This is a genomic window from Streptomyces tendae, from assembly GCF_014650435.1.
GTDB classification, from domain to species: Bacteria; Actinomycetota; Actinomycetes; order Streptomycetales; family Streptomycetaceae; genus Streptomyces; species Streptomyces tendae.
Window position 1 is genome coordinate 209,108 of record NZ_BMUY01000012.1, and the last position, 13,225, is coordinate 222,332.

The 13,225-nt window shown below is 72.9% G+C and carries 15 protein-coding genes; 7 read left to right on the forward strand and 8 right to left on the reverse strand.

Annotated features, from left to right (window positions below):
- Positions 1–4: 4 nt before the first annotated feature.
- Together IE258_RS29575 and otr(A) are read right to left on the reverse strand one after the other, a co-directional pair.
- Positions 5–688, reverse strand: a complete 684-nt coding sequence (locus IE258_RS29575; RefSeq protein WP_159326152.1) for a DUF4230 domain-containing protein — start codon at positions 686–688, stop codon at positions 5–7.
- Positions 689–705: 17 nt separating this feature from the next.
- A complete protein-coding gene (otr(A), locus tag IE258_RS29580) occupies positions 706–2,613 on the reverse strand; it encodes a tetracycline resistance ribosomal protection protein Otr(A) (RefSeq protein WP_189748554.1) in 1,908 nt (635 codons plus the stop codon).
- A gap of 211 nt (positions 2,614–2,824) precedes the next feature.
- On the opposite strand from otr(A), the gene IE258_RS29585 reads away from it, so the two are divergent.
- Positions 2,825–3,778 carry a ribose-phosphate diphosphokinase gene (locus tag IE258_RS29585; protein WP_159326154.1) on the forward strand — a complete coding sequence of 318 codons (954 nt, stop codon included), beginning with the start codon at positions 2,825–2,827 and terminating at the stop codon, positions 3,776–3,778.
- On the opposite strand, the gene IE258_RS29590 is transcribed toward IE258_RS29585, so the two are convergent.
- A complete protein-coding gene (locus tag IE258_RS29590) occupies positions 3,744–4,130 on the reverse strand; it encodes an anti-sigma factor antagonist (protein ID WP_189748557.1) in 387 nt (128 codons plus the stop codon). The two genes, IE258_RS29585 and IE258_RS29590, sit on opposite strands and share 35 nt — an antisense overlap.
- Positions 4,131–4,308: 178 nt before the next feature.
- A complete protein-coding gene (locus IE258_RS29595; RefSeq protein WP_159326156.1) occupies positions 4,309–5,250 on the reverse strand; it encodes an NADP-dependent oxidoreductase in 942 nt (313 codons plus the stop codon).
- Between the two features lie 213 nt (positions 5,251–5,463).
- Between IE258_RS29595 and IE258_RS29600 the strand changes: the two genes are divergently transcribed.
- Positions 5,464–5,859 (forward strand): VOC family protein, encoded by a 396-nt coding sequence (locus tag IE258_RS29600; protein ID WP_087804956.1) that lies wholly within the window; start codon positions 5,464–5,466, stop codon positions 5,857–5,859.
- 43 nt (positions 5,860–5,902) lie between these two features.
- On the opposite strand, the gene IE258_RS29605 is transcribed toward IE258_RS29600, so the two are convergent.
- Positions 5,903–6,202, reverse strand: coding sequence for a DUF4235 domain-containing protein (locus tag IE258_RS29605; protein WP_189748560.1), 300 nt, complete (start codon positions 6,200–6,202; stop codon positions 5,903–5,905).
- A 53-nt stretch (positions 6,203–6,255) separates the two neighbouring features.
- Positions 6,256–7,281 (reverse strand): glutathione S-transferase family protein, encoded by a 1,026-nt coding sequence (locus tag IE258_RS29610; RefSeq protein ID WP_189748563.1) that lies wholly within the window; start codon positions 7,279–7,281, stop codon positions 6,256–6,258.
- 88 nt (positions 7,282–7,369) lie between these two features.
- On the opposite strand from IE258_RS29610, the gene IE258_RS29615 reads away from it, so the two are divergent.
- A complete protein-coding gene (locus IE258_RS29615) occupies positions 7,370–8,386 on the forward strand; it encodes a cation diffusion facilitator family transporter (RefSeq protein ID WP_373309950.1) in 1,017 nt (338 codons plus the stop codon).
- Between the two features lie 67 nt (positions 8,387–8,453).
- On the opposite strand, the gene IE258_RS29620 is transcribed toward IE258_RS29615, so the two are convergent.
- Positions 8,454–8,903, reverse strand: a complete 450-nt coding sequence (locus IE258_RS29620) for a nitroreductase family deazaflavin-dependent oxidoreductase (protein WP_189748566.1) — start codon at positions 8,901–8,903, stop codon at positions 8,454–8,456.
- A 379-nt stretch (positions 8,904–9,282) separates the two neighbouring features.
- On the opposite strand from IE258_RS29620, the gene IE258_RS29625 reads away from it, so the two are divergent.
- From IE258_RS29625 to IE258_RS29640, 4 genes are all read left to right on the forward strand, one after another.
- Positions 9,283–10,518, forward strand: a complete 1,236-nt coding sequence (locus IE258_RS29625; protein WP_189748569.1) for a cytochrome P450 — start codon at positions 9,283–9,285, stop codon at positions 10,516–10,518.
- A gap of 15 nt (positions 10,519–10,533) precedes the next feature.
- Entirely contained in the window at positions 10,534–10,746 is a 213-nt protein-coding gene (locus tag IE258_RS29630) for a ferredoxin (RefSeq protein WP_189748572.1), read from the forward strand.
- A 59-nt stretch (positions 10,747–10,805) separates the two neighbouring features.
- A complete protein-coding gene (locus IE258_RS29635; RefSeq protein WP_189748577.1) occupies positions 10,806–11,360 on the forward strand; it encodes a flavoprotein in 555 nt (184 codons plus the stop codon).
- Positions 11,361–11,437: 77 nt separating this feature from the next.
- Positions 11,438–12,406, forward strand: coding sequence for an aldo/keto reductase (locus IE258_RS29640; RefSeq protein ID WP_189748579.1), 969 nt, complete (start codon positions 11,438–11,440; stop codon positions 12,404–12,406).
- A gap of 30 nt (positions 12,407–12,436) precedes the next feature.
- Here IE258_RS29640 and IE258_RS29645 read toward each other — a convergent pair whose 3' ends face one another.
- Positions 12,437–13,102, reverse strand: coding sequence for a DUF4232 domain-containing protein (locus IE258_RS29645; RefSeq protein WP_189748582.1), 666 nt, complete (start codon positions 13,100–13,102; stop codon positions 12,437–12,439).
- Positions 13,103–13,225: the final 123 nt, after the last annotated feature.

A 13,225-nucleotide genomic window follows, 5' to 3' on the forward strand; every position in this document is an offset into this window, starting at 1 on the left:
GGCCTCACGTCCCGTACGTCACCCGCACCTCCTCGAAGCCGAGGGAGGTCAGCAGCCCCCGGAGCATGGCCGTGGTGTTGCTCTCGGCCCGCGCCTTCAGCTCGCTGTCCTTCGCCGCGTCGCCGATGTGCCGGGCGGCGAGTTTCTGCACCGCCTGCTCGCCGTTCGGGTTGTCCGAGAACAGATCGCCGAGCCGGTCGAGCAGCCCGCGCTGCTTGGAGACCGCGTAGGAACGGTCGGGGTCGAGCGCCGGCTCGCCCAGCGCGGCGTGCGGCAGCCGCAGCGTGGCCGAGGTCCGCTCGTCGTCGACCGTCACGTCGTCCTCGCCCACCTTCCCGAGGTCGACGAAGGCGTCGACGGTGCCCGCCCCGACGTACAGGGTGCGGGTGCCGCGGATCGCGTCGGGCAGGAACTTGGCGTCCTTCTCCAGGTCCACGACGACCTGGAAGTTGCCCGACGCGGCGTCGTAACGGCTGATGTCCTGGACGGACTTCAGCAACGCCGGCCCCGAGCGGTCCTGGGTCTCGGAGCCGAACAGGTCCTTCAGCCCCGGTACGACACTCAGCCGGAGCCCCGCGAACAGCACGACGAGCACCAGCACCAGCGCGGTCAGCGCCTTCGCCCAGCCGGGCATGCGCCGCGCGGGCCTGTCGACGGGACTCGTGGGCTTCCTGACGGGAGTCGTCATGGCGACGGCCCTCCTTCCTACTCACCCGGATGCCCGCCAACTCCCTTGCCAGGCCATCCATTTCCCGGCCTGAGCGGACGGTCCGCGGCCGGGCGCGACGACCACACCGCCTCCCCGCGGGTCAGCCCCGGCAGCCGCAACTCGGCCTCCCGCACCCGGCGGGCCGGCAGCTCACCGGTGACGGTCCAGGCCGGGTCGCCACCGGTCGTACCGGTGAAGTCCGCGCCCAGCGAGGCCAGCAGGGCCGTCACGGCGGCCAGCGCGTCCGCCGGGACCTCCGCCTCGAAGACCTGGTACGGCTCGTGGAGCACGGTGCCCGCCCGGTCGAGGGCACGGCGCAGCACGATCGGCGTCAGCCCCCGGAAGTCGGCGGCCGTACTGACCGGCGAGCTGAAGCCGGAGCGCACCAGCGTGACCCGGTAGTCGGTGACCGCCGCGCCGGTGAGCCCGGTCAGCAGCGTGGCGTGCACGGTCTCCTCGATCGCCTGGTGGAAGGCCCGGGGCAGCGCGCCGAGTTCCGTCTCGTGGGCGAACTCCCCGCCCGAGCCGCGCGGACTAGGCTCGACTCGCAACCCGATCGTCGCCCAGTAGCGGGTGTGGTCGAGCCACGGCATCTCCTCCGCCGCCTCACCAGTACCGCTCGGACGCTCCAGGAACCGGACGCGGCCCGGCGCGAAGTGCGCCTCGATGCCGAAGTCCTCGGCCAGCGTCGCCGCGAGCACCTCCAGCTGGACCTCGCCGTACAGGAGCAGCGCGGTGGCGCCGGACGCCGCCGGCCGGGCGTGCAGCAGCGGATCCTGGTCGGCCAGCGCCAGCAGGGCCGAGCGCAGCGGCGCCGCCTGCTCCGGATGCACCGCACGGACCAGCGTCTGCAAGGTCGGCGGCGCGAACTGCGGTGCCCGCTCGGACAGTTCGCCGAGCCGGTCGCCGACCCGAAGGCCCCCGGGGACGGTGAGCGCGGCGATGTTCCCGGCGGTGAGCGTGGCGTCCCCGCCCACCACATCGAGGCGGGTCACCCGGCCGGAGACCTCGGTGGTCCGCCCGTCGGACTCGCGGCGCAGGAAGGTGAGCCGCCGGCGCGGGCGCACCTCACCGTCGTACAGCCGCAGGTACGCCGTGCGCTCGCCGGCGGGTCCGGGGCGCACGGCGAAGACCGTGCCGCGCGGTTCCGCGCCGGCGGACGTGTCCGGCGCGGCGGCCGGTACCAGACCGATCAGGCCCTCGACCAACTCCGCGACGCCCTGGCCGCCGAGCGCGGAGCCGTGGTACAGCGGGTGGAAGGAGCCGTCGGCGGTTCCGGCGGCGAGGGCGCAGGCCAAGTCCTGCCCGGTCGGCTCGGGGCCGTCGACGAGTGCGGCCAGGATGCCGGGGTCGACCTCGGCGAGCGCCTCCGCCGTCCGGCCGTCGGGCGGGCGGCGGACCACCCGGGCGTGCGGGGTGCCGGCGTCCGTCACCTCGGTCAGCGGCGCGACGTGCGGGGTCAGCAGGCGCCGCACGTCGTCGAGCAGGCCGTCGGTGCGTGCGCCGGCCCGGTCGATCTTGTTGACGAACACGAGCGTGGGCAGCCGGAGCCGCCGCAGGGTGCGCATGAGGACGCGGGTGCGCGCCTGCACGCCCTCGACGGCGGACAGCAGCAGCACCGCGCCGTCGAGCACTTCCAGGGCGCGCTCGACCTCCGCGACGAAGTCGGAGTGCCCCGGGGTGTCGATCAGGTTGACCCGCGTGCCGCCGACGGTGAAGGCGGCGACGGCGGAGCGGATGGTGATGCCGCGGCGGCGCTCGATGCCGCCGTCGTCGGTACGGGTGTCGCCGGCGTCGACGCTGCCGAGCCGGTCGATGGCGCCGTGGTCGAACAGGAGCCGTTCGGTGAGGCTGGTCTTACCGGCGTCGACGTGGGCCAGGATGCCGATGTTCAGGGTGCGCATGCGTGGAGGAGTCCTCGAAAACCGTGGGCCGGAAGGGGCGCTGGGGGATTCCGAGGAGTCGGCGCATGCGAGGGGTTCCTGACGTGAGGAGGCTTGACGAGCCCGTGTGCGGACGGACGGCGCCATCATGGCCCGTGGCCCCGGGAGCGGCGCAACAGGATTTCCGTAAGCTGGGGATCCCGGCCGGACAGGATCACCCGAGGAGCGGTCCGTGCGAGACATCGCCGTGTTCAGCGGTAGCGCCCACCCCGACCTGGCCGAGGAGGTCTGCGCCCAGCTGGGCGTGCCGCTCAGCCCCACCCGGGTCAGCCGGTTCGCCAACGACTGCCTCGAGGTGCAGCTCATGGCCAACTGCCGCGAGCGGGACGTGTTCCTCGTCCAGCCGCTGGTCAAGCCGGTCCAGGAGCACCTCGTCGAGCTGCTCCTGATGTGCGACGCGGCCCGCGGGGCGTCGGCCGGCCGCATCACCGTGGTCATGCCGCACTACTCCTACGCCCGCTCCGACAAGAAGGACGCCCCGCGCATCTCGCTGGGCGGGCGCCTGGTCGCCGACCTGCTGGTGGCGGCGGGGGCGAGCCGCGTCCTCGCCATGACCCTGCACTCGCCCCAGGTGCACGGCTTCTTCTCGGTCCCGGTCGACCACCTGCACGCACTGCGGGAGCTCGCCGCGCACTTCCGCCGGTACGACCTCTCCCGGGCGACCGTCGTCTCGCCGGACCTGGGCAACGCCAAGGAGGCCGCGGCGTTCGCCCGGATGCTCGGCGCCCAGGTGGCGGCCGGGGCGAAGCAGCGGTACGCCGACGACCGGGTCAGCATCAGCGCGGTGATCGGGGACGTCGCCGGACGGGACGTCATCGTGCTGGACGACGAGATCGCCAAGGGCAGCACGGTGCTGGAACTCCTGGACCGGCTCCGTGAGTCGGGCCCGCGCACCATCCGCCTCGCCTGTACGCACGGGCTGTTCGCGGCCGGGGCGCTCGGCCGGCTCAGCGAGCAGCCGGACGTGCTGGAGATCGTGTGCACCAACACGGTGCCGGTGCCGGTGGACGACCACACGGACAAGCTGCGGATCCTGTCCATCGCGCCGGCGCTCGCCGAGGCGGTGCGTCGCATCCACAACGGCGAGTCGGTCAGCGCACTGTTCGACGCCCGGCCGGCCGGGTGATGCCGAGGGCCTCGTCCAGGGTCGGCCACGGTGGCAGCAGCCGCGTCAGGCCGGTGATCCGCAGCATGCGCAGGGTCAGCGGGTGGGTGCAGACCAGGTGCACCTGCCCGCCACCGTCGAGCACCTGGCTGCGGGCCCGGTACAGCAGCCGCAGCCCGGAGCAGTCGAAGAACTCGATGCCGCCGAGGTCGAGGACGACCCGGGCACCGGGACGCACCGTCTCCCGGTCCAGGTGCGGGGCGATCTCCGCCGCCGAGGCGATGTCGATCTCGCCCCGGAACTCCAGCACCGTGTGCCCCCGGTGACGGCGCACCCGTAGATGCCGGGTGGACGACGCGGATTCCTGCCGCACGAACCTTGCCTCCAGCCTGTCGCGGCCTTTCCGGCCTGCTTCCGGGGGCTCAACTACCCAGTCCGCTCGGAAAGTTACCCCGATCGAGCGAGTTTGAGCATGTTCGATTGACATATGTCATCGAAATCTCAGAGCAGCGCCGACGGCTCGCCGATCGAGGGAGAGGGCGGGCGGACGATCAGTCGACCACGAGGACGAGCTTGCCGGTGGTGCGGCCGGTCTCGCCCTCGGCGTGCGCCCGCGCCGCCTCGGCCAGCGGGAACGTCTGTGCGATCGTGGCCCGCAGCTTCCCCGACTCGACCAGACGGGCGATCTCCTCCATGCCGGCCCGGTCGGCGTCGACCAGCATCCGCACCGCCCGCACGCCCAGCCGATCGGCCTCCTCGTAGAACTCGTCCGAACCGACCGGGAGGATCGACACCACGACCCCACCCGGGCGCAGCACGCGCAGGGACCGCAGGGACGTGTCGCCGCCGATCGTGTCCAGCACGACGTCGACGTCCTTCACCACCTCGGCGAAGTCCGTCTCCCGGTAGTCCACGGTCTCGTCCGCCCCGATCGAGCGCAGGAACTCGTGCTTGCCCGCGCTGGCGGTGCCGATCACCCGGGCACCCCGGGCCTTGGCGATCTGCACCGCCACATGGCCCACACCGCCGGCCGCCGCGTGGATCAGCACCCGCTGTCCCGGCTGTACGTCCGCCCGCTCCACCAGGGCCTGCCACGCCGTCAGCGAGACCAGGGGCAGGGCGCCCGCCTGGACGTGGTCGATCCCCGACGGCTTGTGGGCGAAGGTGCGCGCGGGGGCGGTGACGTACTCCGCGTGGGAACCGTGGCCGAAGGGGTAGGACAGCATGCCGAAGACCTCGTCGCCGGGCCGGAACGCGGCCACGCCGATCCCCACCGACTCCACCACGCCCGACACGTCCCAGCCCAGGACGAAGGGCGGCTCGCCGAGGAAGCCGCCGTTCGCCCGGTGCTTCCAGTCCGTCGGGTTCACCCCGGCGGCACGCACCCGCACCAGCACCTCATTGGGGCGCGGCTCGGGCCGCTCGGGCCGTACCTCCTTCAGGACCTCGGGACCGCCGAGGACGTCCTGGCTGACGGCGCGCATGGTGTTCATCGAGACCTCGCAACTCGGGGAGGGGACGGGCGGCACGGTCTGCAACCTCCGAAGTGATCGTGCCATTCCCGGCGCCGTCCGGCAGCGCGGGCCGACGCGATCGCGACGGGCCGGCCGGTGGCCGGCCGCCGACTGATTCGGCCGAACCGGGACATCCGCAAGGTAGAGGGCACGGGGCACGACGCCCCGCGCCCGGAATCCTTCGGAGGAGACATGGCACTGGTCAACGCGGGCGTCGTAGTGCTCGACTGCGCCGAACCCGAGCGGCTCGCCGAGTTCTACAAGGGGCTGCTGGGCGCCGAGGAGAGCGACGTGAGCGCCAACCGGATCGAGATCGAGGGCCCCCGCGGCTTCCGCATGGCCTTCCGACGGGACGTGAACGCCACCCCGCCGAGCTGGCCGCGCCCGGAGAACTCCCTCCAGGTCCACCTGGACTTCGTGGTGGCCGACCTGGACGAGGCCGAGCGCGCGATCGTGGGGCTCGGCGGACGCCCGGTCGAGGCGAAGGACCCGGCCGGTCCGCACGAGGAGCGCGGCTTCTCCGACCCGGCCGGGCACTCCTTCACCCTCCGCCGCGCCCTCGCCCCGACGGCACCCAAACAGGGCTAGGGGGTGTCGTTCGGGTCAGGCCCGATCCGGGCCCCGGCCGTGGTCAGTCCCGGCCGCCCTTTCCGGCGACCGGCCAGGCGCCGGTGGAGCGCTGGATGGCCTTCGCGCCCGTGCGGTCCACGGCGCTGCGCACCGCGGCGAAGATGGCGCCCTGGATCGCGGCGGCCAGCAGGATCTCGCCCCAGCCGCGGTCCGGGTCCAGGGCGTCGGGCGCGTCGTCCTCGTGCCGGATGACCTTCCAGGTCTTCTGGAACGTCATCCCGGCGAGCGTGCCGCCCAGCCAGCCGAGCGCGAACCCGACGGGCTTGTAGGCGAGGGGGAGTTTCTGCTTCTTCTTCGCCATGGGGATCTCCTTGCCTGGTGTGCGCTGAATGGTCGTGTGCCCACCGGTGCGGGTCAGGGCCTGCCCCGCACCGGTACCTCCTCGCCGGCCCGGACCGGCCCCGGCGGGGTGCCCTCGCCGAACGGACGCCCGCCCAGCTCCTGCCGGTGGTGGGGGGTGAGCCAGCCGGCCAGGTCGGGGCCCATGGGCACGATGCCGGTCGGATTGATGCCGGTGTGCACCTGGTAGTAGTGCCGCTTGATGTGGTCGAAGTCGACGGTGTCGCCGAATCCGGGCGTCTGGAACAGATCGCGGACGTACGCCCACAGCACCGGATTCTCCGTCAGTTTCCAGCGGTTGCACTTGAAGTGGCCGTGGTAGACGGCGTCGAAGCGGACCAGGGTGGTGAACAGCCGGATGTCCGCCTCCGTGATCGTGTCCCCGACCAGGTAGCGCTGCCGCTCCAGCCGGGGCGTCAACTGCTCCAGGCGCCGGAACACCCCCGCGCAGGCGGCTTCGTACTCCTCCTGCCCGGTGGCGAAGCCCGCCCGGTACACGCCGTTGTTGACGTCCTCGTAGACCCCGGCCATCACCTCGTCGATCTCGTCGCGCAGGCCCCGCGGATACAGGTCGGGCGCACCCGGCCGGTGCAGGGCGGCCCACTCGGTCGCGAGGTCGAGGGTGATCTGCTGGTAGTCGTTGGTGACCAGCGCCCCGCTGGGCACGTCCACGACCGCGGGCACGCTCACCCCGCCCGGATAGCCGGTCTCCCGCCGGTCGTACGCCTCGCTCAGGTAGCGGATGCCGAGGACCGGGTCGCGGCCGTCCGGGTCCAGCGTGAAGCGCCAGCTGCGGTCGTCCTGGATCGGGTCGGCGACCGCCAGGGACAGGGCGTCCTCCAGGCCGAGCAGCCGCCGTGCGACCAGGGCGCGGCTCGCCCACGGACAGGCGCGGCTCACCACCAGCCGGTAGCGGCCGGCCTCCACCGGCCAGCCGTCCCGGCCGTCCGCCGTGATCCGGTCCGCGAAGTGGCTCCGGGACCGTTTGAACGCCTTCCTCCCGTAGCCGCTGTTCCCGGGCGTCCCGTCGTCACCGCTCATTTCTCTGCCCTTCCGCCGTCCATGTGTCCCTGTGTAGGCGTTCCCCGTTTTCGCCCGTCGGCACTGGCGGCCACCCGCAAGGCGGGGTGTGAGTCCGGCCGGCCGGGGCAGTCGGGCCTTCGTGACTGGGACAGCCGGGGAAGACAAGACGGGCCGGAAGGCCGACCGCAGGACGCGCGTCACCGTACTCGTGGCGCTGGCCGCCAACCTGGTGATCGCCGTCGCCAAGGCGGTCGGCGGGTTCGTCGCGGGTTCCCCCGCGCTGCTGTCGGAGGCGGCACACTCGGTCGCGGACAGCATGAACGAGATCTTCCTCCTCGCCGCCCTGCGCCGCAGCCGCCGGCCCGCCGACCGGCGGCACCCCTTCGGCTACGGCAAGGAACGGTTCTTCTGGTCGCTCCTCGCGGCCGTCGGCATCTTCGTCATGGGCGGCTGCTTCTCCTTCTTCCAGGGCGCCGAGGCCCTGCGCACCGGCGCCGACGAGAAACTCGGCGGCTACGTGGCCGGACTGATCGTGCTCGGCATCGCCCTGCTCGCGGAGGGCGGCTCCCTGCTGCGGGCCCTGCACCAGGTGCGGGGCCAGGGCGGGCTCGCCGCCGGGCTGCGGGACCCGGCGCTGCGTACGGTCGTCGCCGAGGACGGCACCGCGGTGCTCGGCGTCTGCCTCGCCATGACCGGCATGGCGCTGCACATGGTCACCGGACAGGTGGTGTGGGAGGCATGCGCCTCGCTCGCCATCGGCGCACTGCTCGTCTACGTGGCCTACCGGCTGGGCCGTGAGGCCCGCGACCAGCTGATCGGCGAGGCCGCCGACCCGGAGGCCAGCGGCCGGATCAGGGCGCTGCTGCGGGCCCAGCCGGAGATCGACAGTGTCGAGGCGCTGTTCACCATGAAGACCGGCCTCGACTCGACCCTGGTGGCGGCCCGCGTCGACCTGGTGCCCGGCCTGGACAGCGAACGGGTGGAGGAGGTCTCCATGCGCATCAAGAGGTCGATCGCACGCACCGTCCCCGAGGCCCGGCAGGTCTTCCTCGACGTCACCGACCGGCCCGCGCGGCAAGCGGCGAAAAGCCCCGCCGCGACGGGGGAACGCGGCGGGGCCTGACCGACGTGTTCCCGGCACCCCGCCGCTCCATGCGCGCCGCTACCGGGAAACTTCGCGCGCGCCCGGTTCAGCCCGCGTCGGACGGCTCCAGGACGAAGACGGGGATCTCCCGGTCCGTCTTCTCCTGGTAGTCCGCGTACGGCGGGAACGCCGCGACCGCGCGCTCCCACCACTCTGCCTTCTCCGCGCCGGTGACCTCACGTGCCGTCATGTCCTGCTTCACCGGGCCGTCCTGGAGCTCCACCCGGGGATCGGTGATCACGTTGAAGTACCAGACCGGGTGCTTGGGAGCCCCGCCCAGGGAGGCGACCGCGGCGTAGCGGCCCTCGTGCTCGACGCGCATCAGCGGCGTCTTGCGAATCTTGCCGCTCCGCGCGCCCCGGGTGGTCAGCACGATCACCGGTAGGCCGGTGTCCATCAGAGTCGTGCCCTTGGTGCCGCCGGAGCTCTCGTACAGCTCGACCTGTTCACGCACCCACTGCGTCGGGCTGGGTTCGTACTCGCCGTCAAGAGGCATGTGTGTCCGTCCGTGTTCGTCGTGTCGTCCGACCGGCCGAGAGATCGGCACGCCCGGCCGGCACACGACCATCCTTACCCCGTCCCGACCCTCGTGTCCCTCGACCGCGGGGGCAACCGGACGGACCGGGTCCGGCCATCGGCCGCCACACCGTGCCGCTCGGCCAGTTCCCGGGTACGGCCCAGGGCTCCGGAGGTCCCGATCGCGCCACGCGCTCCACCCTTCGGACCGGCACGGCAGCTCTCCCGCCGCCCCCGAGCGGTGATCCCCGGCCAGTCTGCCCGCGCCACCGATCTGGCCGAACTTGCCGTCGCTCCATAGGTGCCCGAGGCATCTAATGAAGATCGGCACGACGCACTCTTCGTCTGCGAGGTCTTCCATGACGGACACCCCCACTACGGACGCGGGCCCGGCCACGGACCAGAGGGCCGCGTCCCCCGTCGCCTTCCCGCAGGACCGGACCTGTCCCTACCACCCGCCCGCCGCCTACGACCCGCTGCGCGCCGCCCGGCCGCTGGCCCGGATCACGCTCTTCGACGGCCGCCCGGCCTGGCTGGTGACCGGACACGCCGCCGCCCGCCGGCTGCTGGCCGACCAGCGCCTGTCGACCGACCGCACCCGCGACGGCTTCCCCGTCACCACGGCGCGACTGGCCGGCGTACGCGGACGCAAGACCGCCCTGCTCGGCGTCGACGACCCCGAACACCGCACCCAGCGCAAGATGGTGCTCCCGGAGTTCACCCTGAGGCGGGCCGCCGCGCTGCGCCCGCACATCCAGCGCATCGTCGACGAACGGCTCGACACGATGGTCGCGCGGGGCCCGTCCGCCGATCTGGTGACGGCCTTCGCGCTGCCCGTGCCCTCGATGGTGATCTGCGCCCTGCTCGGGGTGCCGTACGCCGACCACGAGTTCTTCGAGGAACAGTCCCGTCGGCTGCTGCGCGGCCCCCTTCCCGCCGACACCCTCGACGCCCGTGACCGACTGGAGGCGTATCTGGGCGAGTTGGTCGACCGCAAGCGCGAGGCCCCCGGCGAGGGTCTGCTGGACGACCTGGTCAGGCGGCAGCCGGACGAGGGCGGAATCGACCGGGAGCAGCTCGTCGCGTTCGCGGTGATCCTGCTGGTGGCCGGCCACGAGACCACCGCCAACATGATCTCGCTGGGTACGTACACCCTCCTGACCAACCCGGGACGGCTGGCCGAACTGCGCGCGGACCCCGCGCTGCTGCCCGGCGCGGTGGAGGAGCTGATGCGCCTCCTGTCGATCGCCGACGGGCTGCTGCGGATGGCCACCGAGGACATCGAGGTGGACGGGCAGACCATCCGGAGCGGCGACGGGGTCGTCTTCTCGACCTCCGTCATCAACCGCGACGAGAGCGTCTACCCCGACCCGGACGCCCTCGACTGGCACCGCCCGGCCCGCCACCACGTCGCCTTCGGCTTCGGCATCCACCAGTGCCTCGGCCAGAACCTCGCCCGCGCCGAACTGGAGATCGCCCTGCGGACCCTCTTCGACCGGCTGCCCACGCTCCGCCTGGCCGCCCCGGCCGACGAGATCCCCTTCAAACCCGGCGACACGATCCAGGGGATGCTGGAACTCCCCGTGACCTGGTAGGAGGGGGTCCGGCACATGCGTATCGGCATCGACAAGGACACCTGCATCGGCGCGGGCCAGTGCGTCATGGTCGCCCCCGGCGTCTTCACCCAGGACGACGACGGCTACAGCACACTGCGGCCCGGCCGGGAGGACGGCGCCGGCAGCGCGCTGGTACGGGAGGCGGCCCGCGCCTGCCCGGTGGGCGCGATCACCGCCGGGGACCCGGAGGACGCCGGGACCGTCTAGGACGCCCATGGGCGGGACCGGCGCAGCCACGCACCGAGGGCCGCCAGTAGGGTTCCGGGATGAGCGAACAGGGTGGAAGCGGAAGCGACGGGGCGGCGGGGCCCTTCCTCTACGTCGTCGTCTGCGCCGCGGGCGTGGCCGACGGCGTCGGCCGGCTGATCGACGCGGCGCGGGAATGCGGCTGGGAGGTCGGGGTCATAGCGACACCGGTCGCCATGGGTGGCTTCTTCGACGCGGCCGCCGTCGAGGAGCGGACCGGCCGCCCGATCCGCTCGGCCTGGCGCACGCCGGGCGACCCGCGGCCCTTCCCGGCGCCCGACGCCGTCGTGGTCGCACCCGCCACCTTCAACACGATCAACAAGTGGGCCGCGGGCCTGGCCGACACCCTCGCCGTGGCCACCCTGTGCGAGGCGTGCGGCCTCGGCGTCCCGGTCGCCGTCCTGCCCTGCGTGGGCGACGCACTGGCCGCCCACCCCGCGTACCGGGAGAGCCTGGCCCGGCTGCGCGGGATGGGCGTGCGCTTCGGCGACCCGTGCGCCGGGGAGGCGGTGGAGGGTGGCGGCCGACCGGAGTTCGGCTGGGAACGAGCCCTGGACCTGCTCGAACCGCGCTGACCCGGACGAGGTCCGAGCCCGCTCGAAGACGTACGCTCGCCCTGCTACCGATCATCCCGAAGGCAGGAGCAGCAACGATGCAGTACGTGAAGCTCGGTTCGACGGGCCTGGACGTGTCGCGGATCTGCCTGGGCTGCATGACCTACGGCGTCCCCGACCGCGGCGCGCACGAGTGGACCCTCGACGAGGAGGCCTCGCGACCGCTGATCCGGCAGGCGCTGGAGGCCGGCATCACCTTCTTCGACACGGCCAACGTCTACTCCGACGGCACCAGCGAGGAGATCGTCGGCAAGGCGCTGGCCGACTTCGCCCGCCGGGACGACATCGTGCTCGCGACGAAGGTGAACGGCCGGATGCGGCCCGGACCGAACGGCGCCGGACTGTCCCGCAAGGCGATCATGACCGAGATCGACCACAGCCTGCGACGCCTGGGCACCGACTACGTCGACCTCTACCAGATCCACCGCTTCGACCCGCACACCCCGGTCGAGGAGACCATGGAGGCCCTGCACGACCTGGTGAAGGCGGGCAAGGTCCGCTACATCGGAGCCAGTTCGATGTACGCCTGGCAGTTCTCCAAGATGCAGTACACCGCCGAGCGGCACGGCTGGACGAGGTTCGTGTCCATGCAGAACCACTACAACCTCGTCTACCGCGAGGAGGAGCGCGAGATGCTGCCGCTCTGCGCGGACCAGGGCGTGGGCGTGCTGCCCTGGAGCCCGCTCGCCCGCGGCCGCCTCACCCGCGACTGGGACACCGCCACCGGGCGCAGTGCCACCGACACCTTCGGCAGCACCCTCTATCAGGAGGGCGACCGCGCCGTGGTCGAGGCGGTCACCCGCATCGCCGGCGAACGCGGCGTCCCGCGGGCCCAGGTGGCCCTGGCATGGCTGCTGCGCCAGGACACGGTGACCGCGCCCATCGTCGGCGCCGCCAGGCCGGGTCACCTGGCGGACGCCGTGGCCGCGGTCGAACTCACGCTGAGCGAGAAGGAGACCGAGGAACTGGAGCGGCCCTACGCGCCGCACCCGATCGCCGGTCACTGAGCGGCACCGGAACCGTCGGGCGCCGGCGCCTCAGGGACCGGTGCCCGCCTCCAGGGCGGTGACGGACACCGACGACGCGTTGCCGCCGACCGGGACCTCGCCGGCCGTCCACTTCACCTCGAGGGGCTCCCGCTCGTCCGGCGGGGTGACGAGCAGCGTCGCCGGGGTGGCCGTGCGGGCGCCGCTGATCTGCGGACTGGAGAAGGACAGCCCGGCCCACGCGCTCTTGCCCGGAGTCAGCGTGACCGTCTGGGGGGAGCCCGGCGCGCGCTCGGGGTCCGGGCCCAGCTGCTTGCCGGACGCATCCACGAAGGCGGCGCCCGGATAGCCGTACACCGTGCAGGTGCGGTCGGAGGTGTTGGTCAGCACGACGGGGAAGTTGCGCTGACCGGCCCCCGGGTCCACCCGGCCGACGGTGGCCCGCAGCTCCGAGGTGTGGCAGCGGCCGTCGGTGCGGGCCGACGCGGAGGCCGAACCCGCGGTGTCGCTGGGCGCGGCGCCGACGGCGGGCGCGGTGTCGCCGGGCGTCGCGGTGCCGCTCGACTGGTCCGCGCCGACCGTGCGGGCGGCCTCGCTCGGCTGCGGGGTGCCGCTCGACGTGGCGCTCTCGTTGCCGCAGGCGGTCAGCAGACCGAGCAGCGCGACCCCGCTCGCGAGCAGGGCCGTCCGGCGCAGCGGCTGGGGCGTGTTCGCCATCGCTTCTCCACACTCCCGTCGGGCTCTCGCGCACGGTCCCGGCACGACCGGCACCGTACGCCCTGTACTGCCGAGTGTCCCGGCGCACCGTTCGGAAAACGAGGGGGCGCACTCCGCATCCAG

Bases quoted from the DNA above. Each gene is read 5' to 3' on its own strand.
- IE258_RS29575 (WP_159326152.1), bottom strand. From the start codon at position 688: ATGACGACTCCCGTCAGGAAGCCCACGAGTCCCGTCGACAGGCCCGCG.
- IE258_RS29595 (WP_159326156.1), bottom strand. From the start codon at position 5,250: ATGAACACCATGCGCGCCGTCAGCCAGGACGTCCTCGGCGGTCCCGAG.
- IE258_RS29600 (WP_087804956.1), top strand. From the start codon at position 5,464: ATGGCACTGGTCAACGCGGGCGTCGTAGTGCTCGACTGCGCCGAACCC.
- IE258_RS29605 (WP_189748560.1), bottom strand. From the start codon at position 6,202: ATGGCGAAGAAGAAGCAGAAACTCCCCCTCGCCTACAAGCCCGTCGGG.
- IE258_RS29610 (WP_189748563.1), bottom strand. From the start codon at position 7,281: ATGAGCGGTGACGACGGGACGCCCGGGAACAGCGGCTACGGGAGGAAG.
- IE258_RS29620 (WP_189748566.1), bottom strand. From the start codon at position 8,903: ATGCCTCTTGACGGCGAGTACGAACCCAGCCCGACGCAGTGGGTGCGT.
- IE258_RS29625 (WP_189748569.1), top strand. From the start codon at position 9,283: ATGACGGACACCCCCACTACGGACGCGGGCCCGGCCACGGACCAGAGG.
- IE258_RS29630 (WP_189748572.1), top strand. From the start codon at position 10,534: ATGCGTATCGGCATCGACAAGGACACCTGCATCGGCGCGGGCCAGTGC.
- IE258_RS29635 (WP_189748577.1), top strand. From the start codon at position 10,806: ATGAGCGAACAGGGTGGAAGCGGAAGCGACGGGGCGGCGGGGCCCTTC.
- IE258_RS29640 (WP_189748579.1), top strand. From the start codon at position 11,438: ATGCAGTACGTGAAGCTCGGTTCGACGGGCCTGGACGTGTCGCGGATC.
- IE258_RS29645 (WP_189748582.1), bottom strand. From the start codon at position 13,102: ATGGCGAACACGCCCCAGCCGCTGCGCCGGACGGCCCTGCTCGCGAGC.